This window comes from Streptomyces sp. WAC06614 (assembly GCF_003949795.1).
In the GTDB taxonomy this organism is placed as follows: Bacteria; Actinomycetota; Actinomycetes; order Streptomycetales; family Streptomycetaceae; genus Streptomyces.
The window spans coordinates 1-22,808 of sequence record NZ_RPRY01000098.1; the positions used below are offsets into that span (position 1 = coordinate 1).

Annotated in this window: 21 protein-coding genes; 13 read left to right on the forward strand and 8 right to left on the reverse strand. The window is 74.0% G+C overall.

Going from position 1 to position 22,808, the window contains the following annotated elements; genetic code table 11:
- Positions 1 to 137 precede the first annotated feature (137 nt).
- The 3 genes from EF918_RS15685 (at position 138) to EF918_RS15695 (ending at position 3,168) form a co-directional block, all read left to right on the forward strand.
- Complete coding sequence (locus EF918_RS15685; protein WP_125646034.1) at positions 138 to 1,517, forward strand: peptidase C39 family protein; 1,380 nt, start codon at positions 138 to 140, stop codon at positions 1,515 to 1,517.
- A gap of 90 nt (positions 1,518 to 1,607) precedes the next feature.
- Positions 1,608 to 1,757: an SCO1431 family membrane protein gene (locus EF918_RS15690; protein ID WP_260610245.1), complete on the forward strand. Its 150-nt coding sequence runs from the start codon at positions 1,608 to 1,610 to the stop codon at positions 1,755 to 1,757.
- A gap of 235 nt (positions 1,758 to 1,992) precedes the next feature.
- Positions 1,993 to 3,168 carry an acyl-CoA dehydrogenase family protein gene (locus tag EF918_RS15695; RefSeq protein ID WP_125646038.1) on the forward strand — a complete coding sequence of 392 codons (1,176 nt, stop codon included), beginning with the start codon at positions 1,993 to 1,995 and terminating at the stop codon, positions 3,166 to 3,168.
- Positions 3,169 to 3,184: 16 nt separating this feature from the next.
- Here the strand turns inward: EF918_RS15695 and EF918_RS15700 are convergent, their stop codons facing one another.
- The gene (locus tag EF918_RS15700; protein WP_260610246.1) at positions 3,185 to 3,418 is read right to left on the reverse strand and encodes a hypothetical protein; all 234 of its coding nucleotides are present in this window, start codon (positions 3,416 to 3,418) and stop codon (positions 3,185 to 3,187) included.
- Positions 3,419 to 3,505: 87 nt separating this feature from the next.
- Entirely contained in the window at positions 3,506 to 6,130 is a 2,625-nt protein-coding gene (locus EF918_RS15705; protein WP_125646043.1) for a DUF6185 family protein, read from the reverse strand.
- 271 nt (positions 6,131 to 6,401) lie between these two features.
- Here EF918_RS15705 and EF918_RS15710 point away from each other — a divergent pair, with 271 nt between their 5' ends.
- From EF918_RS15710 to EF918_RS15720, 3 genes are all read left to right on the forward strand, one after another.
- Complete coding sequence (locus tag EF918_RS15710; protein ID WP_125646045.1) at positions 6,402 to 6,794, forward strand: hypothetical protein; 393 nt, start codon at positions 6,402 to 6,404, stop codon at positions 6,792 to 6,794.
- A 123-nt stretch (positions 6,795 to 6,917) separates the two neighbouring features.
- Entirely contained in the window at positions 6,918 to 8,051 is a 1,134-nt protein-coding gene (locus EF918_RS15715) for a hypothetical protein (RefSeq protein WP_125646047.1), read from the forward strand.
- Between the two features lie 29 nt (positions 8,052 to 8,080).
- Positions 8,081 to 9,187 (forward strand): phosphotransferase family protein, encoded by a 1,107-nt coding sequence (locus tag EF918_RS15720; RefSeq protein WP_125646049.1) that lies wholly within the window; start codon positions 8,081 to 8,083, stop codon positions 9,185 to 9,187.
- 33 nt (positions 9,188 to 9,220) lie between these two features.
- On the opposite strand, the gene EF918_RS15725 is transcribed toward EF918_RS15720, so the two are convergent.
- Positions 9,221 to 9,664 carry a hypothetical protein gene (locus EF918_RS15725; RefSeq protein ID WP_125646051.1) on the reverse strand — a complete coding sequence of 148 codons (444 nt, stop codon included), beginning with the start codon at positions 9,662 to 9,664 and terminating at the stop codon, positions 9,221 to 9,223.
- 218 nt (positions 9,665 to 9,882) lie between these two features.
- Here EF918_RS15725 and EF918_RS15730 point away from each other — a divergent pair, with 218 nt between their 5' ends.
- From EF918_RS15730 to fxsA, 4 genes are all read left to right on the forward strand, one after another.
- A complete protein-coding gene (locus EF918_RS15730; protein ID WP_185921757.1) occupies positions 9,883 to 10,323 on the forward strand; it encodes an Lrp/AsnC family transcriptional regulator in 441 nt (146 codons plus the stop codon).
- A 106-nt stretch (positions 10,324 to 10,429) separates the two neighbouring features.
- A complete protein-coding gene (locus EF918_RS15735) occupies positions 10,430 to 12,091 on the forward strand; it encodes an amidohydrolase (RefSeq protein WP_125646055.1) in 1,662 nt (553 codons plus the stop codon).
- Positions 12,092 to 12,432: 341 nt separating this feature from the next.
- Positions 12,433 to 13,200: a polyprenol monophosphomannose synthase gene (locus tag EF918_RS15740; RefSeq protein ID WP_125646057.1), complete on the forward strand. Its 768-nt coding sequence runs from the start codon at positions 12,433 to 12,435 to the stop codon at positions 13,198 to 13,200.
- 139 nt (positions 13,201 to 13,339) lie between these two features.
- Positions 13,340 to 13,924, forward strand: a complete 585-nt coding sequence (fxsA, locus tag EF918_RS15745; protein ID WP_125646059.1) for an FxsA family membrane protein — start codon at positions 13,340 to 13,342, stop codon at positions 13,922 to 13,924.
- Positions 13,925 to 14,026: 102 nt separating this feature from the next.
- On the opposite strand, the gene EF918_RS15750 is transcribed toward fxsA, so the two are convergent.
- The 3 genes from EF918_RS15750 to EF918_RS15760 all read right to left on the reverse strand — a co-directional run bounded on the left by EF918_RS15750 (position 14,027) and on the right by EF918_RS15760 (position 16,893).
- Positions 14,027 to 14,401 (reverse strand): RNA polymerase-binding protein RbpA, encoded by a 375-nt coding sequence (locus EF918_RS15750; RefSeq protein WP_125646061.1) that lies wholly within the window; start codon positions 14,399 to 14,401, stop codon positions 14,027 to 14,029.
- 255 nt (positions 14,402 to 14,656) lie between these two features.
- On the reverse strand, positions 14,657 to 16,057 hold the full coding sequence (locus tag EF918_RS15755; RefSeq protein ID WP_125646063.1) for an MFS transporter: 1,401 nt from the start codon (positions 16,055 to 16,057) through the stop codon (positions 14,657 to 14,659).
- 65 nt (positions 16,058 to 16,122) lie between these two features.
- The gene (locus tag EF918_RS15760) at positions 16,123 to 16,893 is read right to left on the reverse strand and encodes a glycerophosphodiester phosphodiesterase (protein WP_125646065.1); all 771 of its coding nucleotides are present in this window, start codon (positions 16,891 to 16,893) and stop codon (positions 16,123 to 16,125) included.
- 134 nt (positions 16,894 to 17,027) lie between these two features.
- Here EF918_RS15760 and EF918_RS15765 point away from each other — a divergent pair, with 134 nt between their 5' ends.
- A complete protein-coding gene (locus tag EF918_RS15765) occupies positions 17,028 to 18,530 on the forward strand; it encodes a PLP-dependent aminotransferase family protein (protein WP_125646067.1) in 1,503 nt (500 codons plus the stop codon).
- A 63-nt stretch (positions 18,531 to 18,593) separates the two neighbouring features.
- On the opposite strand, the gene EF918_RS15770 is transcribed toward EF918_RS15765, so the two are convergent.
- Together EF918_RS15770 and EF918_RS15775 are read right to left on the reverse strand one after the other, a co-directional pair.
- Positions 18,594 to 20,207: a hypothetical protein gene (locus EF918_RS15770; protein ID WP_260610247.1), complete on the reverse strand. Its 1,614-nt coding sequence runs from the start codon at positions 20,205 to 20,207 to the stop codon at positions 18,594 to 18,596.
- Between the two features lie 24 nt (positions 20,208 to 20,231).
- Positions 20,232 to 20,426: a hypothetical protein gene (locus EF918_RS15775; protein ID WP_125646070.1), complete on the reverse strand. Its 195-nt coding sequence runs from the start codon at positions 20,424 to 20,426 to the stop codon at positions 20,232 to 20,234.
- Between the two features lie 252 nt (positions 20,427 to 20,678).
- Between EF918_RS15775 and EF918_RS15780 the strand changes: the two genes are divergently transcribed.
- Together EF918_RS15780 and EF918_RS15785 are read left to right on the forward strand one after the other, a co-directional pair.
- Positions 20,679 to 21,092, forward strand: coding sequence for an ankyrin repeat domain-containing protein (locus tag EF918_RS15780; protein WP_125646072.1), 414 nt, complete (start codon positions 20,679 to 20,681; stop codon positions 21,090 to 21,092).
- Positions 21,093 to 21,379: 287 nt separating this feature from the next.
- A complete protein-coding gene (locus EF918_RS15785) occupies positions 21,380 to 22,777 on the forward strand; it encodes a HEAT repeat domain-containing protein (RefSeq protein ID WP_125646074.1) in 1,398 nt (465 codons plus the stop codon).
- The last annotated feature ends 31 nt before the right edge of the window (positions 22,778 to 22,808 follow it).

Genomic DNA, 22,808 nt, shown 5'->3' on the forward strand with positions numbered 1-22,808 from the left:
TCCCAGTTCGGCGGGGCGGGGGAGTGGTTCCACCCGGCCAGCGTACGGCGCGCGCGACACGGGCCCCGCGCCCTGGCCCGGCCCCCGCCGAACTGGGACGCTGAGCGTGACCGTTCGATCACCCTGGGGGTTCGCCCATGTCCGCAAGTGCACCCGCCCCGCGCCGGGCCGTGCTCGCCGCCGCCCTCGCGGCCGCCACCGCCGCCACCGTCCCCGGCTCCGGCACCCCCGCGGCGGCCGCCCCCGCCCCGCGCGGCGCCGGCGGCTCGGGCCTGACGGGCCCCACGGTCGACAACCGCTTCTGGTACGCCCTGCGGCACTGGCAGGCCGGCACCCACCGGGGGACCGCCGCCCTCGCCGGGGACCGGCCCGCGCTGACCCTGGCCACGGCCGCCGCCCGGACCGAGTACGCCGACCCGCACACCGGCCGCAAGGCCACCTGGGAGTACGCCACCTGGACCTCCCCGGTGCACCGCCCCGCCGTGCCCGCCACCGAGGCCGTCGTCTCCTGGAACGCGCGCACCCCGGCCGGCAGCTGGCTCCAGGCCGAGCTGCGCGCCACCTACTCCGACGGCACCCGTACCCCCTGGTACGTGATGGGCCGCTGGGCCTCCTCCGACGCCGACATCCGGCGCACCTCCGTGGACGGCCAGAGCGACGGCCGTTCCACCGTGTGGACCGACACCCTCGCCGTGGACCGCCCCGCCACCGGGCTGCGGCTGCGCGACTGGCAGCTGCGCCTGACCCTGTACCGCCGGCCCGGCGCCGCCGAGGCCCCGCTGGTGTGGCTGGCCGGGGCGATGGTCTCGGACGTCCCCGACCGGTTCACCGTGCCGGCCTCGGTCCCGGGCCCGGCCCACGAGCTGAAGGTGCCGCGGTACTCCCAGGAGGTCCACGCGGGCCGCTACCCGCAGTACGACAACGGCGGCGAGGCCTGGTGCAGCCCCACCTCCTCGCAGATGGTGATCGAGTACTGGGGCCGCCGGCCCAGCCGCGACCAGCTCTCCTGGGTCGACTCCCGCTACTCCGACCCCCAGGTCTGCCACGCGGCCCGGCACACGTACGACTACGCGTACAAGGGCTGCGGGAACTGGCCCTTCAACCCCGCCTACGCCGCCACCTACCCCGACCTCGGCGGTGTGGTGACCCGGCTCACCTCGCTGACCGAGCTGGAGACCCTGGTCCGGGCCGGCTTCCCGGTGATCACCTCGCAGTCCTTCCGCAAGGAGGAGCTCACCGGCGCCGGCTACGGCACGGCGGGCCACCTGATGACCGTCGTCGGCTTCACCGCCGCCGGGGACGTGATCGCCAACGACCCCAACTCGCCCACCGACGACGCCGTCCGGCGCGTCTACCGGCGCCGCGAGTGGGAGAACGTCTGGCTGCGCACCAAGCGGTACAACTCCGCCGGCAAGGTCGTCTCCGGCACCGGAGGGATCTGCTACGTCTACGGCCCCGCCCGGCCGAGCGCCGCGCAGACGGCGGCCCTGCTGGGGGTGGGCCTGCTGGCGCCGTGACGAAGGTCTCTGTCACAGAAGCCGCAATCACTGGGATATTGGACATCTCCCCTCAGGGGATCCCCGCTCCCTCGACCGATGCGAGAGATCATGACCGCGAACAGCGCCGCCCTGCACCGTGCCCGCCAGCTCGTCCGCACCGGCGGCCCCGGGGACGGGTCCGCGTGGCTGGAGCACGTGCTCGGCTGGACCCTGGTGGTCGTCGTCGCCATGTTCGTCACCCAGGTCGGCTGGATGTAGCGGTCCAAGTCGGCCGGTGCCGGACATGACCGCCCAAGTCGTGCGCACCCGGCCCTTCTTGATCATGCACCCGTGACGGGAAGGGCCTGATCGGGCATACTCGTGCCGCCGCAGCCACGGAACAGCCCCCCATGCGACCCATGAGGGCAGCATGGGCTGTGTGAGCACCGTACCGGCGGCGCGTCCCACACCTCGCGCGTCGCCGCCGTGCCCGACGAGGGAGGAGAGCGCCGCCATGACCGACCGCGCCCTGCAGCCGGTGGACCGAGAGCTGCCCACCGAGGAGTCCCGGGACCTCCTCGCGCTCGTGCGAGAGATCGCCGAGCGGGAGATCGCGCCCCACGCGGCGGCGGAGGAGGACGCGGGCCACTTCCCCCGCGAGGTCTTCCGCCTGCTGTCCGACTCGGGCCTGCTCGGTCTCCCGTACGACTCCGCTTTCGGCGGCGGCGACCAGCCCTACGAGGTGTACCTCCAGGTCCTGGAGGAGCTCGCCGCGGCGCGGCTCACCGTCGGCCTCGGCGTCAGCGTCCACTCGCTGGCCTGCCACGGCCTGGCCGGCTACGGCACCAAGGAGCAGCAGGCCAAGCACCTGCCCGACATGCTCGGCGGCGGGCTGCTCGGCGCCTACTGCCTGTCGGAGCCGTCCTCCGGTTCCGACGCCGCCTCGCTGTCCACCAAGGCCGTCCGCGACGGCGACGACTGGGTGCTGACCGGCACCAAGGCGTGGATCACCCACGGCGGGGTCGCCGACTTCTACACCGTGCTGGCCCGCTCCGGCGGCGAGGGCCCCAAGGGCATCACCGCCTTCCTGGTCCCCGGGGACGCGGAGGGCCTGTCGGCCGCCGCCCCCGAGAAGAAGATGGGCATGAAGGGCTCGCCCACCGCCCAGCTCCACTTCGACGGCGTGCGCATCCCCGACTCCCGGCGGATCGGCGAGGAGGGCCAGGGCTTCACCATCGCGCTGGCCGCCCTGGACGCGGGCCGCCTGGGCATCGCGGCCTGCGCCATCGGCGTCGCCCAGGCCGCCCTGGACCAGGCCCTGGCGTACGCGCTGGACCGCAAGCAGTTCGGCCACCCGATCGCCGACTTCCAGGGCCTGCGGTTCATGCTCGCCGACATGGCGACCCGGATCGAGGCCGGCCGGTCGCTGTACCTGACCGCCGCACGGCTGCGGGACGCGGGCAAGCCGTTCTCGCGCCAGGCGGCCATGGCCAAGCTGTTCTGCACGGACACGGCCATGGCGGTGACCACCGACGCCGTCCAGGTGCTCGGCGGCTACGGCTACACCCAGGACTTCCCCGTCGAGCGGCTGATGCGCGAGGCGAAGGTGCTCCAGATCGTCGAGGGCACCAACCAGATCCAGCGCATGGTCATCGCCCGGCACCTGGCGGGCCCGGAGACCCGCGGCTGACCCGCACCCGCGGGGGTCAGCGGGGCGGCCGCTCGGCGAACAGCGGGCCGTGCGGCCAGACCGGGGACGACATCAGCCGCGACCACTCCGGGTCGCGGCGCCCCGGCACCGTACGGCCCTCGACCGTCCAGCGGTCGACCAGGTCCCGGTAGATCGGCGGATCCCCCTGCCGAACCGATTCTTCGGGAACCGGACCCCTGGCCGGGCCCGGGACCGGGCCCGCGGCCCGGCGCCGCCTGCCCGCTGACATCTCAAGCATCGTCATGCCCGCCCAACGCGGGCCGCGGCACCCGGGTCACTGCGGCCCTGCGTTCGACGTGTCCCCGGGCCGCCGGCCCTACCGGGGTGCGGAATCGCTGCCGACCAGCTGCCGCCAGAGCTGGACGACCACCACCAGCTGGGCCACGACGTAGGCGACCTGCGTGGACATGCCGCGCAGCTGGTAGATGGAGGCCAGCAGGCCGTACCGGCTGGAGTAGAACATCCGCTCGTCGGCGAAGGTCAGCATGTCCAGCCACATGCCGGTGAGCGTCAGGACGAGCAGCATCAGCAGGATGTTCAGGAACACCAGGCCGAGTTGCGCATCGGTGATCCGGCTGACCAGGGCGCCCAGGCCCAGGGGTACGGCGTAGGCGGCGGTCAGGCTCAGGGCGCGCACCGGGCTGCGACGCCCCGGCAGCAGCCGCCACAGCGCCCCCAGCACCAGGCCGGCACCCGCCCACGCGATCTGCCACGACAGGAACTTCGCCGCGATCTCCGGCACTCCGACGAGGTCGGTGAAGACGACCCGCTGGGTGCGGGCGTCCTTGAAGTAGGTGAGATAGACCAGAGCGGCACTCGCCGGGAGCCCGAACCAGAAGGCCAGCCGGGCGGCGTGCCGTGCGTTGTCCCACCAGTGGCCGCCCGGTCCCCAGCTCAGGGCGATGTCCTGCACGGAGAACTCGGTCGGCGGCTGCCCCTTGTCCTTCTCCCATCCGGCGAACAGCCACTGCTGGAGCTCGCGCAGGGTGGTCTCCAGCTTCTTCCGGGAGAGCCCCCCTTCCCCCTTGCCACGGTCCAGTGCGGACAATTGGCTGCGCACGTTGCGGTACTGATGGGCCTTCACCAGCAGTTCCTGCCGCCGCTGCGCCGTGCCCAGCCGCTGGGTGCAGAACTGCGCTCCGGCCCGGCCCAGGACGGAGCAGCGCCGGCCGACGGCGACCAGTGCGTAGAGGGACGCGAGGTTCAGCAGCAGCCAGAGGCCGAACAGCACGTTGGCCCCCGCGAACGTGACGTGCCGCAGCCCCACGGCAAGGGTGAACACCGCGACCGTCAGCAGGAGTTCGGCATCGGACGGGCCCACGGCGAGTTCGTCGTGGCCTCGTCCGGTCCGGGCCTTGGCGGCCTCGACGCGGAAGTGCAGCAGCGCGACCAGTGCGATGGCGGTCAGCAGCCATGCGTAGGCGTAGAGCCAGGTGAGCCCGGTGAGGGCGAAACCCCTCAGGAAGACGGGCCGTTCGAGGTCGATCCCGGACTGTTCGCTGAGCCAGTACAGCCGTTGCACCCGGTACTGGTGGGTCCACCACATGAGGGCGGGCAGCGCCCCCGCCGCCACCGCCAGCAGGGCCGAGGCGGCCAGGGTGCGGCGGACCGGCTGCTCGTCCCACTTCTGCATCCAGGTCCGGCGTACCAGCCCGCCCTCCCGCGCGAACCGCCAGGCCCATGCCGCCATCGCGACGAGCCACAGCCACAGCGTCGCCACCCCGAGCACCACCAGGGCGACGAGGCTCCGGGTCGCGTGCGGATCCTCGGGGACCAGGTCCGTCCGCAGGCCGAACAGCCGTGGGGCCAGGACCACCAGCGAGGCGAGCAGCGCCGTCACGACGGCGACGGAGACCAGGGCGAGGGCCTGCCGGCGCCGGACGCCGCAGGCGGCGGGGCGGACCGCCGGACCGGGTCCGGGGGTGTCGGGGGACGCGGTGTGCGCCCAGGGGCGGGCGAGGAGGGTCAGCGCCAGTCCCGTCAGGACGGCGACGAGGTAGACCCGGCCCATGGTGAGGAACGCCGGCGGGTGCGTGTTCACCCGCAGCATCAGCGCGACGACCAGGCTGAGCACGGCCCACTGCAGGAGCGCGGGCGCGGGACCTTCCCAGAGGCGTCGGCCCTGCCGGCCGGACCGCCGCCACGGCACCCACGGGATCCGTACCGGCGGCTCTGGCGGCCCCGCCGGTGCGGCGGCGGGCTGCGCCCGCCGGGTGCGGACCGCCGCCACCACGATCACGCCGGAGGCGAAGACCCACCAGGACACGATGCCCGCCACGAGCGGCCACGCCGGTGTCGTGCCGACGTTGTAGGAGTGCTGCCAGGGCGGGTCCACATCGATCTGCACGGCCGGGGCGGCCGGTTTGCTCCACACCAGGGCGTGCGCGTCGGTGGCCGAGGCGACGGGGCGGACGCGATAGTCGTCGAGCCCGCCCAGATCGACCTCGACGCGGTCCCACCGGGCGTGCGCCAGGGTGCTCGGCGGGCGCAGGAGCACGTGCCACCGCTGCTGTCCGCCGTCGACCCTGATCTCCCACGGCCCGAGCCGGAACGTCTCCGGCCGTTCGATGAAGGCGATGGCCTCGTACCGCACCGTCACCCCGTCGTCCCACATCGTCACGCGCGGCTCTTCGAAGCGCCATTCACGGCGCCGCAGCCGGAGGTCCTCGTGCGCCTCGCGGAACAGGCACCGTATGGCGAGCCGGTATTCGGGGGTCTTGGGGCCGAACGCCAGGTTCCCCGCGAGTGGCCAGGCCCGGGAGAGGTGGACGGTCATCTCCGAGGAGGCCTGGTTGTGTGCGTGCGGCTCGAACGCGATCTTGGCGGTCACCTGGGCGCCGCGGGTGTCCAGCAGGTCCGCCCGGCACGCGTCACGGTCCCCCGCATGGGCCCGGGCGGTTCCCGCCCCCGCCCACCACAGCACGGTCACGACCAGCAGCACCAGCGCTCGCCGCCACCGGATTCGAGCCCTCAGATCCACAGCGTCCCCGTCCACGTCGCATGGCGCGGTGCCCGTTCGTCGACGACGCTAGGCACACACCGCGGGCGCGTTCCCGCGGACACGCGGCCGCAGGACTTTCCGCAGGTCGGGAAACGTTTCGGCTTCCTCCCTTCGGAGGCAGCCCGTCCGGCGGGCTGCTTGCGGGACGCGAGGGGCTGCCGGAGGATGGACATATCGAACGGATGTTTCATCTATTTCAACGGGAAACATCATGACCGAGATCAAGGAATCCTCCACCCGAAGCCCGCTGCCCCGGTTCGAGGACGCCGAAGGGCTGGGCCCGCAGGACGCGGAGTTCGTGCGGGACCTGGTCGAGGTGCTGGAGAAGTACGGGAACCTGGACCGCTTCGGCCTGTGTCTCCTGCACGACCACTTCCCCCTCGCCGCGGACGAGGTGCTGGTGGAGACGAACGACCCCGAGGCGCGCACCCTGCACGCACGCGTGGAGAAGGCGGGCCGGACCCGGCACGTCAAGGCCTCGCAGTGGCGGCTCGCGCGGCACGGCGCGGACCCCAATCCGGGGCGGGGCGCCTACCAGGTGATCATGCTCTGCGCCCCGCTCGACCTGTGCCCCGGCCCGGAGCGGCCCCCGGCGGACACCTGACCGCCGACGTGCGCGGCATGCCATGCCGTGCTGTCAGGGCGTGACACGGCTCTGGTCGACCACGCGGTTTCTGACGTACCGTCATATCCGCTCAGTCGCCCCGTGCCCTCCCAGGAGGTTTCCGTGTCCGCGGACCGTCCCGTCGCGCTCGACGAGTACCCCGTCCATCAGGCCCCGCTGTCCATGAAGCACGTCGTCACGGGCGACCGGAACGCCTACGACCGGTGCATCTTCCACGTCTTCGACCACGCCGGCCGCGCCGTGCTCGTCCTCGGGCTCGGGGTCTACCCCAACGCCGGGGTGATCGACGCCTACGCCACCGTGCGCATCGGCGACCGACTGCACGCCGTACGCGCCTCCGACGCCCTCACCGACGACCGGACGAACCTCTCCGTCGGCCCCCTGCGCATCACCGTCGACGTCCCCCTCCAGCAGTTCTCCCTGCACTGCGCCCCCGACCCCGAGGACCCCGACGGCCTGTCCTACGACCTCACCTGGACCGCCGAGTTCCCCGCCCTGTGGGAGCCCCACCACCTCCAGCGCCGCGGCGACCGGCTCACCCTGGAGGGCCGCCGGTTCGTCCAGGCCGGGCATGCCACCGGCGTCGTCCGGGTCGCCGGCGAGGAACTGCGGCCGACCCCGGGGGAGTGGACCGGCACCCGCGACCGCAGCTGGGGTGTGCGCCCGCTGCCCGGTGAGGACGGCGGCCGCGGCGCCGAGGAGCACCGCACCGAGGGCTTCCACTGGCTCTGGGTGCCGGTCCGCTTCGAGGACCGGTTCGTCATGGTCATCGTCCAGGAGGACGCCGACGGCCACCGCACCCTCAACGAGGCCGTCCAGGTGTTCCCCACCGGGAGCGGCCGCCACGACGTCCAACTCGGCTGGCCGCACAGCGAGATCAGCTACCGCCCCGGCACCCGCCACCCCGAACGCGCCGTCCTCCACCTCACCGATCCCGCCCGCAAGCCCCTCGAACTCGGTGTGGAGATCCTCGCCTCCTCCCCGCTCGCCGTCGGCGCCGGCTACCCGCCCGCCACCGACTGGCAGCACGGCAGCTGGCAGGGCCGCGGCTGGACCGACCGCCGCGTCTACGACCTCTCCGACCCGGCGGCCCACCCCATGGCCGCCTACGGCGTCACCGACCACTCCGCCCGCTTCACCCTGGACGGACGGACCGGATTCGGCATCTTCGAACACGGCAGCTTCGGCCGGCACGACCCGAGCGGCTTCACCGACCACAGCTCCGTCGCCCCGTAACGTCCGCCCGGCCCCAGGGGGGTTCCAGCATGGCCACGGCACCACGTCCCCGCACCACCACCCGCGACCCGGAGGAGCTCGGCCGCCGACTCGCCGTCTGGCTCGACGGCCGGCTCCCCGGCGCCGTGATCACCGGCGTCCGGGTCCCCGGATCCAACGGGATGTCCAGCGAGACCCTGCTCTTCGACATCGAGCACCCCGACACCCCGCTGCGCTCCTGCGCCCTGCGGCTCGCCGCTGACCCGCACGCGTACACCGTCTTCCCCACCTACGACATGCCCCGCCAGCACCGGGTGATGGACCTGGTCGCCCGCCACACCGACGTGCCCGTCCCGCGGGTGCAGTGGCTGGAGGAGGACCCGGCCCCGCTCGGCGCACCGTTCTTCGTCATGGCCCGCGCCGAGGGCCGGGTGCCGCCCGACGTCATGCCGTACACCTACGAGGGCAACTGGCTGCACGCGGCCACCGACGCCGAACGGGCCGTGCTCCAGGAGGAGAGCCTCGCCGTGCTCGCCCGGCTGCACGAGCAGTTCCCGGCGAAGGAGGCGGAGTTCCTGCTGCCGCCCGGCACGGGAAGCCCGCTGCGTCGGCACGTCGACGCCCAACGCGCCTACTACGCCTGGGTCGTGCGCGACCTGGCCCCCTCGCCGCTGCTGGAACGGGCCTTCGACCGGCTGGAGGAGCTCTGGCCCGCCGATGAGGGCGAGCCCGTCCTCACCTGGGGCGACGCCCGCATCGGCAACATCGTCTACGAGCCCGACGGCTTCCGGCCGGTGGCCGTGCTGGACTGGGAGATGGCCGGGTACGCCCCGCGCGAGGTCGACCTCGGCTGGACCGTCTACCTGCACCGCTTCTTCCAGGACCTCACCGTCGGCTTCGGCCAGCCCGGCCTGCCGGACTTCCTGCGCCGCGAGGACCTGGAACGCCGCTACGCCGAACTGACCGGGCACACCCCGCGCGACATGGAGTTCCACACCCTGTACGCCGCCCTGCGGCACGGCATCGTGATGCTGCGGATCGCCTACCGGCAGGCCTACTTCGGCGAGGTGGAGATCCCGGCGGCCGCCGAGGACGTCGACGGCCTGATCCTGCACCACGCCGCTCTCGCCGCCATGGTGCAGGGAACCTACTGGTAGGAGAGGGGCCCGGCCGCGCCGGGCCCTGCGCCGTCAGGCGGCCTGTACGTGCCGGCCGCGCAGCGGAGCCTCCTGCTGCGGGACCGTCGTGACCAGCCGCACCGGACGCGAGCCCGGACCGCCGACGTGCGAGAAGGGCTGCGTCCGCCAGTCCAGACCCTGGGGGAGCGTCAGCACCACGGCCGGCTCCGCCTCGTCCGGGACGGCCGCCACCGCGACGGCGGGCAGGGCCTCGGCCGCGGGCCGGCCGGTGCCGGCGCAGACCGTGAGCCCGAAGGGGTTCCACGGGGTCAGGCAGAGCGCGTGCTGCGGCAGGAACTCCTCGTCCGCGAGGAGCGCGATCGCCTGGCCGCAGTCGGGGCAGGTGGCGTGACGGATCTCGAAGGCCTCGGCCTCTTCGAGGTAGTCGTCGTCCTCCGCGTCGAGGAGTTCGACGGGCTCCGGTTCGGTGCGACCGGCGCGCTTGGTGTTCTGCATGGATGTACTCCCCCTCGGGTGGGCCGGGCGGACTCGTTCCTCAAGCCTCGGCCACACCAAGCACTTCCCGTCGTGCGGCACGAGTAACCACAACACCCCGGCGTACGGGTCCATACCCCTGTGGCCTTGGTCACATGCCTGCCGCAGGTGCCACCTGGAGATGAGACGGTACTTCGCTGATCTCCTTCCGGGGCTTAAGTTGAGCGGCTATGAGCGCAATGGAGGAGCTGGACCGCCAGATCGTGGACCTGCTCGTGCGGGACGGCCGCATGAGCTACACGGACCTGGGCAAGGCCACGGGACTGTCCACGTCGGCGGTCCACCAGCGGGTACGCCGTCTGGAACAGCGGGGAGTGATCCGCGGCTACGCCGCCGTGGTCGACCCCGAGGCGGTGGGGCTGCCCCTGACCGCCTTCATCTCGGTCAAACCGTTCGACCCGTCCGACCCCGACGACATCGCCGAACGGCTCGCGGGCGTGCCCGAGATCGAGGCCTGCCACAGCGTCGCGGGCGACGAGAACTACATCCTCAAGGTCCGGGTCGCCACGCCCCTGGAACTGGAGGACCTGCTCGGCCGCATCCGCGCCCTGGCCCACGTCTCCACCCGGACCACGGTGGTCCTGTCCACCCCGTACGAGGCCCGCCCCCCGAAGGTCTGAGCGGGCCTCACCCGCGGGCCCCGGCCGCGGCCTCCCCGCGGCGCCCGCACGCGCCGCGCCGGGCCCCCGCGCGGGCGCCCGCACCCCAGGGGGGAGACTGGTCCCCATGACCGAGCACACCCCCCAGTCCGACCCCGTCGCGGCCACCGCCGCCCGCTCCGCCCAGGCGCCGCAGCGCACCCTGCTGCTGCGCGGCGGTGACGTCCACAGCCCCGCCGACCCGTTCGCCACCGCGATGGTCGTCGAGCGCGGGCACGTCGCCTGGGTCGGCTCCGAGGGCGCCGCCGACGCCTTCGCGGCCGGCGTGGACGAAGTGGTCGACCTCGACGGGGCGCTGGTGACGCCGGCCTTCACCGACGCCCACGTGCACACCACCTCCGCCGGCCTCGCGCTGACCGGGCTGGACCTGACCGGGGCCCGCTCGCTCGCCGACGCGCTGGACCTCGTCCGCGCGTACGCCGCACGGCGCCCCGAGGACCGGGTGCTGCTCGGCCACGGCTGGGACGCGGCCCGCTGGCCCGAGCGGCGGGCCCCGCAGCGCGCCGAACTGGACGCGGCGGCCGGCGGCCGCCCGCTCTACCTGAGCCGGATCGACGTGCACTCCGCCGTCGTCACCACCGCCCTGCTCGACCTGGTCACCGGCCTGCGCGACAAGGACGGCTTCCACGAAGGCGAGCCGCTGACCCGCGACGCCCACCACGCGGTGCGGGCCGCCGCGTTCGCCGCCGTCACCCCCGCCCAGCGCCGGGAGGCGCAGCGGGCCGCGCTGCGGCACGCCGCCTCGCTGGGCATCGGCAGCCTGCACGAGTGCGGCGGTCCGGACATCTCCTCGCCCGAGGACTTCGCCGCCCTGCTGGAGCTGGCCCGGGAGGAGGCCGGTCCCCGCGTCTTCGGGTACTGGGCCGACCGCGACCTCGGCCTGGCCCGGGAACTGGGCGCGGTCGGCGCCGGCGGCGACCTCTTCGTGGACGGCGCCCTCGGCTCCCACACCGCCTGCCTGCACGCCCCGTACCAGGACGCCGGGCACACCGGCACCGCGTACCTGACCGCGGACGACGTCGCCGCGCACGTCGCGGCCTGTACGGAGGCGGGGCTCCAGGCCGGTTTCCACGCCATCGGCGACGCGGCCGTCTCCGCCGTGGTCGAGGGGGTCCGGGCCGCGGCCGCGACGGTGGGCCTGGCCCGGATCCGGGCCGCCCGGCACCGCGTCGAGCACGCCGAGATGATGACCCCCGCCACCATCGCCGCCTTCGCCGACCTGGGCCTGACCGCCTCCGTGCAGCCCGCCTTCGACGCCGCCTGGGGCGGCGAGGACGGCATGTACGCCGACCGGCTCGGCGCCGACCGGGCCCGGACGCTCAACCCCTTCGCCGCCCTGCTCAAGGCGGGCGTCCCGCTGGCCTTCGGCTCCGACGCGCCCGTCACCCCGCTCGACCCGTGGGGCACCGTCCGGGCCGCGGCCTTCCACCGCACGCCCGAGCACCGGATCTCCGTCCGGGCCGCCTTCACCGCCCACACCCGGGGCGGCTGGCGGGCCCTCGGCCGTGACGACGCCGGGGTCCTGGTCCCCGGCGCCCCGGCCGACTACGCGGTCTGGCAGACCTCGGAACTGGTCGTCCAGGCCCCCGACGACCGGGTCGCCCGCTGGTCCACCGACCCCCGCTCGGGCACCCCGGGCCTGCCCGACCTGACCCCCGGCGGGGACCTGCCGGTGTGCCTGGCGACCGTGGTCGGCGGGCGGGAGGTATTCGTACGGCCACAGGGGTGATCCCGCCGTCCTCGGCTCGGTGCGGACGGCAGGACCCGGATAGGTTCGGCCGGGTCCACCACCGGACGTCCGTACCGGGCGGATCCGTCCCGTCAGCGCGCCCGCGCCTCGGGGGCGAGGGAAGGTTTCGTCCGGCCGGCGGGTGGCCCGCGGCGGGGCCCGGCGGTCCAGTAGACAACGGCAACGTCGGCCCGCGGCCAGCGGGAGCGGGGCCGGCCCGAAGGACCACCGGCCCCGATCCGCTGCCGCGGATGGCATAAAATCCGGATTGCCCGATCAACTCGATCGATCGACTCGATGACCGGCGCCGCCGGTACGCGCGGACGCGTGAAGGGGAATCTGTGAGCAACGGCGGTGAGCGGCGCTACGGTCCGCTCGGTACGGCCCTGGTGATCATTCCGACCTACAACGAGGCGGAGAACATCGGGCCGATCGTCGCCCGTGTCCGCAAGGCGGTCCCCGAGGCCCACGTGCTCGTCGCGGACGACAACAGCCCGGACGGGACCGGCAAGCTCGCCGACGAGCTGGCCGCCTCCGACGACCACGTCCACGTGCTGCACCGCAAGGGCAAGGAGGGCCTCGGCGCCGCCTACCTGGCCGGCTTCGCCTGGGGCCTGGAGCGCGGCTACGGCGTGCTGGTCGAGATGGACGCCGACGGCTCCCACCAGCCCGAGGAACTGCCGCGGCTGCTGACCGCGCTGGGCGGCGCCGACCTGGTGCTGGGCTCCCGCTGGGTGCCGGGCGGCCGGGTGGTCAACTGGCCCAAGTCCCGCGAGTTCCTCTCCCGCGGCGGCTCCACGTACTCCCGGCTGATGCTGGGCGTGCCGATCCGTGACGTCACCGGGGGCTACCGCGCGTTCCGCCGCGAGACCCTGGAGGGCCTGGGCCTGGAGGAGGTGGCCTCGGCCGGGTACTGCTTCCAGGTCGACCTGGCCCGCCGGGCGGTCGCCAAGGGCTTCCACGTGGTGGAGGTCCCGATCACGTTCGTCGAGCGCGAGTTCGGCGACAGCAAGATGAGCCGCGACATCGTCGTCGAGGCCCTGTGGCGGGTCACCCAGTGGGGCCTGTCCGCCCGCGCCGCCAAGCTCACGGGCCGCGGCAGGGCCTGACCCGGTCCGTTGCGGGGGAGGGCTCACGGCCCTCGCCCGCCCCGGCCCCGGCCCTCGCCCGTCCGGTCCCGCCCCTCAGGGGAATGTCCGGTACCTCCGGCTGAGGTCGTTCTTACGGTGGTCCGGGCACACTGGGGGTATGACGACCGGCGTTCCCACTTCGACGGCCCCCCGGCGGCGCTCGGCCGCCCGTACCTTCCTCCCGCCGGCCCTCGCGGCGTGGCTGATCCTGGAGATCTGGCTGCTCACCGTGGTGGCCCGGGCGGCCGGCGGACTGGCCGTGGCCGCATTGCTGCTCGGCGCGATGGTGTTCGGCGCCGTGGTGATCAAGCGGGCCGGGCGGCGTGCCTTCGGCAACATGACCCGGTCCTTCCAGCAGGCCCAGGCGGGGGTCGCCCCCGCCGCCGCGCCGCCCGGCAAGGGCTCGGGCAACGGGATGACCATGCTGGCCGGCCTGCTGCTGATGATGCCGGGCTTCCTCTCGGACGTGGCCGGTCTGCTCCTGCTGGTGCCGCCGGTCCGCTCCTGGGTCGCCCGCCGCACCGAGCGCGCCGTGGAGCGCCGTATCGCCGCGGCCGCCCCCGGCACCTTCGGCAACGCCTTCCAGCAGGCCCGTATCCACCAGCCCGACGGCAAGATCGTCCAGGGCGAGGTCGTCCGCGAGGACCGGCCGGACCAGGGCCGCCCGGACCCGGACGCCTACCGCCCGCCGCTCACCCCCTGAGACGAACGCCACACAGCCGAGGGGCCGTGTCACACGCTGTGTGACACGGCCCCTCGGCTGTGTGGTGGGGCTGGGCGCCCCGGCGTCCGGTCCGCGAAGGACCTACGCCGACTTACGGCTGTCGCGCGGATGCACGGCGATGTTCATGGCGCCGGAACGCAGGACCGCCAGCCTTTCGGCAAGGACCTCCTCCAGTTCCTCGCGGGTACGCCGCTCCATGAGCATGTCCCAGTGCGTGCGCGCGGGCTTGCTCTTCTTCTCTTCGGGCCCGTCCCCGTCCACCAGGAGTGCCTGGGCGCCGCACGCCTTGCACTCCCACTCCGGCGGAATCTCCGCCTCGACCGAGAACGGCATCTCAAATCGATGTCCGTTCTGGCATGCGTACTCCACCGCCTGGCGCGGGGCCAGATCGATGCCGCGGTCCGTCTCGTAGCTGGTCACCACGAGGCGCGTGCCGCGGAGAGCTCGCTCACTCATGAATCGTGCCTCCCGGGCTTGTCGCCCACAGGACAGGTGTCGCTGTCGTCGTCATCCGGTCAACGTCCGGTCGGCGGTATAGATTCCCGCTTCCGCTCATGCGTCGCCCGTCGTGCCGCCCCTTGTTGTACCCACCAATGCCCGTTTTGTCACATCTGGCAGCAGATGTCACCCAACGTCTTCACTTCTTCACCACGCAGTAACGGTCCGCCTGGCAGGCCAAAGGCGTACACTACCGGCCCTTTGCTTCGACGTCTAAATCCGTTCAGGAACGGGATTGCCGGCCGCCTCCACGGCACGCCGTACGGGCACCCGTGCGAGCAGCACGAACCCCAGCGCGAAGAAGACCACGAGCGAGACGATCGCCTCCCGGTAGCTGCCCGTGACCTGGTACGTCAGGCCGAAGACCAGCGGCCCCACCCAGGACACGCCCCGGTCGCTGATCTCGTACGCCGAGAAGTACTCGGCCTCCTTGCCGCGCGGCACCAGGTGCGAGAACAGCGACCGCGACAGCGCCTGGCTGCCGCCCAGCACCAGCCCGATCATCGCTGCGAGTGCGAAGAACCACACCGGGGTCCGGGCCGGCAGGAAGTACCCGGCCGCCAGCGTGAGCGCCCAGGCCGCCAGCGAGCCCAGGATGGTCCGCTTGGCGCCGTACCGCAGCGCCAGCCGTCCCATCCCCAGCGCGCCCACCACCGCCAGCACCTGCACCAGCAGCACGGCTACGATCAGCGTGGACTGCTCCAGCCGCAGCTCCTCGGCGCCGTACAGCGAGGCCTGTGAGATCACCGTCTGGATGCCGTCGTTGTAGACCAGGTACGCCAGCAGGAACGCCAGCGTCAGCGGGTGGCGCCGCATGTCCCGCAGCGTGGCCACGAGCTGCTTCCAGCCACTGCCCACCGGCGCCGCGCCCGCCTCGCGCACCACGGCCCGGTCCCGCAGGGTGCGCAGCGGGACGATCGCGAACGCGCCCCACCACAGGCCCGCGGAGGCCAGACAGATCCGGACCGCCTCGCCCTCCGAGAGGCCGAAGGAGTCGTGCCCCTGGAACAGCACCAGGTTCAGCACCAGCACGAACGCGCCCGAGGTGTACCCGAAGGCCCAGCCCCGCGAGGACACCGTGTCCCGCTCGTCCGGCTCGGCGATCTGCGGCAGGTAGGCGTTGTACAGCACCATGGCCAGCGACTGCGCGGCATTGGCCACGATCAGCAGCAGGCCGCCCAGCAGATAGCGCTCACCGGCCAGGAAGAACATGCACGCGGTGGCCCCGGCCCCGGTGTACGCGGCCGCCGCCAGCAGCGGCTTCTTGCGGCCCGTCCGGTCGGCCACCGCACCCACCAGCGGCATCAGCAGCACGGCCACGACCACCGAGACCGAGACCGTGTACGCGAAGAACGAGCCCGCCCGGACCGGGATGCCCAACGGGTGCACGAAGCCCTCGGCGTCCGCGGCGGCCTTGGCCACCGAGGTCAGATAGGGGCCGAGGAACACCGTCAGCACGCTCGTCGAGTACACCGAGCACGCGAAGTCGTAGAAGTACCAGCCCCGCTGTTCGCGCTTGCGCGCCGCCCCGTCCTGCCGTGCGGGCCGCTGCGCGGATCTCTCCGCGTCGTCCCCCGCTCCGGATCCCGCGTCCGCGGTCGTCCGTGCACTCACCGGTGCCCCCTCGCTGTTCCCCGTACGGCCCGGCCGCCGGGCCCGCGCGCGGCCCCGCGACGTGGCTACGCCCAGGCCCCGCGCCGGTCCAGCACCGTGCGCAAGATGTCGATCCGGTCGGTCATGATGCCATCGACACCCAGGTCCAGCAGAGCCTCCATGCGTTCCGGTTCGTTCACGGTCCACACGTGCACCTGGAGCCCCCGCTCGTGCGCGGTGCGGACGAAGCGCCGGTCGACCACGCGGATGCCCGCCTGGGTCTCCGGCACCTGCGCCGCCACCGCCCCGACCCGCAGCGCGGCCGGGATCGCGTACGACCGCAGCCGCAGGCCCACCACACCGCGCACCCCGTAGGAGGTCGCCAGCCGGGGCCCGGCGATCTTCTGGGCGCGGGCCACCCGGCTCTCCGAGAACGAGCCCACGCACACCCGGTCCCAGACCCCGGCCCGCGCGATCAGGTTCACCAGCGGGTGCAGCGCCGACTCGGCCTTGACGTCGATGTTCCAGCGGGCCTCGGGGAACTCCTCCAGCAGCTCCTCGAACAGCGGCAGCGGCTCGGTGCCGCCCACCCGCGCCTCGCGCACCCGGCTCCACGGCAGCTCGCTGATCCGGCCCTGGGCGTCGGTGACCCGGTCCAGCGTCGCGTCGTGGAAGGCCACCAGCTTGCCGTCGAGGGTGGCGTGCACATCGGTCTCGAAGTACCGGTAGCCCGCCTGCGCCGCCCGCCGGAAGGCGGCGACGGTGTTCTCCAGCCCGTCCGCCGCGCCGCCGCGGTGGGCGAACGGGATCGGGGCCGGGTGGTCCAGGTACGGGTGCCGGAGGCGTACATGCGTCACGGCGGCAGTATCCCCCCTCCACCCCGTCTGGCCGCCCTCCAGTGGCGCATGACACTCTGGGGGCGAGGAACGAATCCAATGCCCGCCCGGACCGGGGTGGCCCGGGGCCAATTCGACGAAGGTGGACCGCACAGATGGCTCAGTGGACCTCCGCGGTGGGCGCGACCCAGCTCGCCCGGCTGATCGCCTCCCAGCAGCCGCGCGCCACCGTCCCCGGCGCCCGCAAGCCCCCGGCCTACCGCGGCCTCGCCGACGGCATCCGGCTGCTCGTGCTGGAGGGCCGGGTCCCGGTCGCCGCCCGGCTCCCCGCCGAACGCGAACTGGCCACCGCCCTCTCGCTCAGCCGCACCACCGTCGCCGCCGCCTACGAGGCCCTGCGCACGGAAGGCTTCCTGGAGTCCCGCCGCGGCGCCGGGAGCTGGACCTCCGTCCCGGCCGGCAACCCGCTGCCCGCCCGGGGCCTGGAACCCCTGCCGCCCGAGGCCCTCGGCTCCATGATCGACCTCGGCTGCGCGGCCCTGCCGGCGCCCGAGCCCTGGCTGACCCGGGCCGTCCAGGGCGCGCTGGAGGAGCTGCCGCCCTACGCCCACACCCACGGCGACTACCCGGCCGGCCTGCCCGCACTGCGCCGGATGCTCGCCGACCGCTACACCGCCCGCGGCATCCCGACCATGCCCGAGCAGATCATGGTGACCACCGGGGCGATGGGCGCCATGGACGCCATCTGCGGCCTGTTCGCCGGCCGCGGCGAGCGGATCGCGGTCGAGTCGCCCTCCTACGCCAACATCCTCCAGCTCATGCGCGCCGCCGGCGTCCGGCTGGTGCCGGTGGCCATGGCCGACGGGCTGGCCGGCTGGGACCTGTCCGTCTGGCGCCAGGTGCTGCGCGAGGCCGCGCCGCGGCTGGCGTACGTCGTCGCCGACTTCCACAACCCGACCGGGGCGCTGGCCACCGAGGAGCAGCGCCGGGCCATGGTGGAGGCCGCCCGCTCGGCCGGCACGGTCCTGGTGGTCGACGAGACCATGGCCGAACTCCAGCTCACGGACGACCTGGAGATGCCCCGCCCGGTGTGCTCCTTCGACCCGGCCGGCAGCAGCGTGATCACCGTCGGCTCCGCCAGCAAGGCCTTCTGGGCGGGCATGCGCATCGGCTGGGTCCGCGCCGCCCCCGACGTGATCCGCAGCCTGGTCGCCGCCCGCGCCTACGCCGACCTGGGCACGCCCGTGCTGGAGCAGCTCGCCGTGAACTGGCTGATGCGCACCGGCGGCTGGGAGCAGGCCGTCGCGCTGCGCCGGGCCCAGGCCCGGGAGAACCGGGACGCGCTGGTGGCCGCGGTCCGCCGGGAGCTGCCGGACTGGGAGTTCGAGGTGCCCCTCGGCGGGCTGACCCTGTGGGCCCGCGCGGGCGGCCTGTCCGGCTCCCGGCTGGCCGAGGTGGGTGAGCGGGTCGGCGTACGGGTGCCGTCCGGGCCGCGGTTCGGCGTGGACGGGGCCTTCGAGGGCTATGTGCGGCTGCCGTTCACCGTCGGCGGCCCGGTGGCCGAGGAGGCCGCCGCCCGCCTGGCGGCGGCGGCCCGCCTGGTCGGCAAGGGTGCCGGCGGCTCGACGGCGGAACCCCCGCGCAGCTTCGTGGCGTAGGCCGGGCGCCGGCCCGGCACCACCGGCGCTGCCGGTGGCGGCCCAGGCCTTCCCGGTGGCGGCTCACGGGGTCTCGGCCGGGACCTCCGGGGCCGGCGGGGACGGCGGGGGCACGACGTCGACGGCCGGGGCCGGCCCGGAGGGGGGTCTGCGCGGCGGCCGGTCGGGCAGCAGGCCGAGGACCGCCTCGCGCAGCGCGGGGGCGGTGGCGTCGTCGTACGGGTCCGGAGTGGCCGGCACCTGGAGCCGGTGCACCGGGCCGGAGCCCAGCCGGGCGTACCCGCGCCCGGGCGGGACCTCGGCGGTGGGCGTGGTGTGCGGCGGCACGCCGAGCACGTCGGCGATCTGCTGGACCCCGGCGGGGCCGAGCACGACCCGGGCCCGGGTGTGCGCCCACACCACGTCGTGCAGCAGCTCCAGGTGCTCGAACTGCTCGGCGACCACCACGGTCAGGTTCACCGCCCGGCCGTGCCGCAGCGGCACCTGGAGCAGCCCGACGGGGTCGGACAGGCCCTCGGCGGCCGCGAGGTGCCCGAGCACGCTGGGCCGGTCCAGCAGGATCCACAGCGGGCGGCGGGTGTCCTCCGGCGCGGGCCGGCCCGTCTCCCTGGCCCGCTGCGTGGCGACCAGCCGCCGCTCGGTCTCCCGGGCGGCCCATTCGAGGGTGGCCACCGCCCCGGTCAGCCCGCACTCCACCGCCAGCACCCCGCTGCGGCCGGCCAGGCAGGCGTAGTCGCCGCTGCCGCCGCCCTCGACGACCAGCACCTCGCCGCCCTGGCCGAGGGTCTGCAGGGCCAGCGAGCGCAGCAGCGTGGACGCGCCGCTCCCGGGCCGGCCCACGACCAGCAGGTGCGGCTCGGTGGAACGCGGCCCGGTGCGCCACAGCACCGGCGGCGCGTCCCGTTTCTCCTCGCCGTCCGGCGCGCCGTGGACCAGCACCGGCAGGGTCCGACCGGCCCCCTCGGCGTCGGTGAAGCCGAGCACGCTCTCGCCGGGGGCGGTCACGAAGGGCTGGGCGACGATGTCCGTCGGGAGCGCGTCGAGCACGCGCAGGTCGAGCTGGTTGCCCTCCTCGTCCCAGTCGAAGAGGTACTCGCGGCCGCGGCCGGACTTGGCGTGCAGCAGCGCCTCGATCCGGGCCCGGGCGCCGGGCTCGCCGTCGGTGAAGTAGGCGGGGTAGCGGATGTGCAGGCGGGTCAGGCGGCCGGTGTCGTCGAAGGCGTAGCCGCTGAAGGCCTGGTCCCACGAGCCGCCGTGGGCGAACAGCGGGGTGGGGTCGTCCGGGATGGAGAAGTACGGCACCAGCGCCTCGTAGAGGGAGGCCAGCCGTGCGGCCCCGGCCTCTCCGGGCCCGGCCGGTGCCGGAGCCCGGTCCCGGCCGGCCCAGGCGGCCGCCGCGCCCAGGCTCAGCAGGGCGAGCAGCGGCCCGTAAGGGGCGAGGGCGACGACCAGCAGGCAGGCCGCCGCCAGGAACAGCGCGGGCCCGCGCCGGTCCTTGGGGGTGGCGGCCCAGCGGCGCCGCCCGGACACGGCCAGGACGCGCAGGCCCCGGCCGATGACCAGGAGCGGATGGAGGACGTCCGTGGCGCTGTCCGCGGCCGCGCGCGCGAGGTCACGGCCCCGGGCCAGCGGGGGACCGCCGCCGGTGAGGATGCGGGGAAGTGGGCGCCGGGCCACGGGCGTCTCCTGGGGTGCGTGGGGTCAGAGCTTGATGCCGCCCAGCAGGCTGGCGAGGCTGGCCGTACTGGCCGTGATGCTCGGGGCGATGGCCGAGCCCGCGAGGAAGAAGCCGAACAGCGCGCAGACGAAGGCGTGGGTCAGCTTCATCCCGTCCTTCTTGAAGAACAGGAACGCGATGATGCCGAGCAGGACGACGCCTGAGATGGACAGGACCATGAGAGGTTCTCCCTGGGTTCTCCTGGTGAGTGGGGACAGTCACCATCAGTTGTTCCAGGCTCACAGGAAGTATCAATGCGACAAAAGGTGCATACGGGTGAATATTTAACGTTTTCACCGCTCCAGCCCTCCCCCGCACCGCGCCGTCCCACGCCTCGGGACTGCCCCCGGCCGCTCCCCGGCATGTGCGGTGACGGGCAGTACGCTGTCGATTCACCCGTACGGAGTGGGAGAGAAGAGGTACGACCCGAGATGACCGAGAGCCACCAGGGCGGCGCCGACGTACCCGACGAGGACGTCATCGAGCTGGCCACCAAGATCTTCGACCTCGCCCGCCAGGGGGAGACCGAGGCCCTCACCGCCTACCTCGACGCGGGCGTCCCGGCCAACCTCACCAACGACCGCGGCGACACCCTCGTGATGCTCGCCGCCTACCACGGCCACGCGGACGCCGTCGCCGCCCTCCTGGCCCGTGGCGCCGAGGCCGACCGCGCCAACGACCGGGGCCAGACCCCGCTCGCCGGGGCCGTCTTCAAGGGTGAGGAGGCCGTCATCCGGGCCCTCCTGGACGGTGGCGCCGACCCGGCCGCGGGCACCCCCTCCGCCGTGGACACGGCCCGCATGTTCGGCAAGGCCGACCTGCTGAAGCTCTTCGGAGCCGAGTAGTCCGTTTCGGTCCCTGGGCGATCTCGAGTGGATCACGGCGACCGTAAATGTGGTCGCGGCAGCCAAACCGGCTGGGCCATCATGGCGTCGGATCCGGAGAAAGCCCCGAGGTACGGGGTACAACCCCGAGGGACGGGGTACGGGGGGAGCTCCGGGCACCGACGAAAGAGAGAAGGCAATGGTCTACATCGAGCGGAACATGACGGCGGACGTCCTCACATGCTGTTACGCGGCCCTGTGAATCCCGATTCCCGGTTGCGTCCCCAGCTTGATTTGAGGCCATTCCCATGTTCGAACCAGTCATAGCGCCGAGCGGTACCCTGCTCGGTCTGCTCCAGCGCGGTCGCGGCGACGGCACCCTCCACGCCCTCGCGGCCCCGCGCGCCGAGGCCCTCGCCGCGCTCAACGAGTGCGTGCTGAACGATCCACGGCAGGACTGGCAGGTCGAGAACCGCTCCCTGTACTACGCCAGGCTCTACCTGGACCTCGACGGCCCGCTCGCCGGGATCGAGGCCCACCTCTTCGGCCCCGACGACCTGGTGGACGACGAGGACAGCCGCACCGGGCTGGCCCTGTCCGTCCTCGGGCACCTGGCCTCCTACGGCCGTGACGACGCGCTGATGCTGCTGCGCCGCTACGCCGCCGTGGGCGCCAACTGGGCCTGGGCCCTGGACGAGCTCGCGCTGCGCGACGACGACGCGGGCCTGCGCGGGCTGGCCGGAGCCGTGCTCGGCCGGTTCCCCGCCACCCCCGAGGGCGAGGGGCGGCTGGCCGCCGCCGTCCGCGACGCCTACGAGCCCCGGCCGTGGCGCCTGTGGGAGGAGCTGCCGGCCTTCGGCGAGCGCCTGCGCGCCGCACGCCAGCAGGGCTCCTTCGACCGCTGGCAGCGCCAGATGACGCCGTCCGGGCCGCGCCCGGGCTGGGGCGTCGCCGCCGTCTTCGCCTGGGCCGAGGACGGCCTGCGCCGCGGGACCCCGCTGCACGTGCCGGCCGCCCGATGTCTGGCCGCCGTGGCCACGCCCGAGGACCGTACGGAGATCTTCGCCGCGGCCGCGGGCGCGGCCGGCGAGGCCGCCCGGGCCACCGCCCTGCACCACCTCGTCCTGGCCGAGCCGGAGAACCCGGCGGTGCTGGACCTGATCGAGGCCGCCGGGGACGAGCCCGCCGTGGCCGCGTACGAGCGCATGTGCGGGCCCGCCGCCGTCGCCCGCGCCCGCAGCTGGGTGCACCGCCAGGACGCCCTCGGCACGGCCGCCGCCTCGCTCCTCGCGAGCCGGGGCGGGCCGGAGGACGCCGCCCTGGTGCTGGCCGCCCTGCGGATCACCGTCCGCACCGAGGGCCCCGACGCCCGCGCGCTGTTCGCGCTGGTCGACGGCGCGGGCCGGCTCTCCGTCGGCTGCGCGGCACCGGTGCTGCGCCACATCTACCGCGAGACCTCGTCCTCCCACCTGCGCGGCCGCGCCGCCAGCGCCCTCGCCCGTACGGACCCCTCGTTCGCCGCGGGCTTCGCGGTGGAGTGCCTGTGGGACTGCGAGGAGACCACCAGGGAACTCGCCGCCCGCCACGCCGAAACGGCCGACGCCCGCGTCACTCCCCGCCTGCGCCGCCTGGCCGCGGACCCGGCGGAGGAGGAGGACGTCCAGTCGGCGGTCCGCAGCCGCATCACCCCGGAATCGGCGGTGTAGCCCCCACCGGGCCGACCCCCTCGTCCCGCAC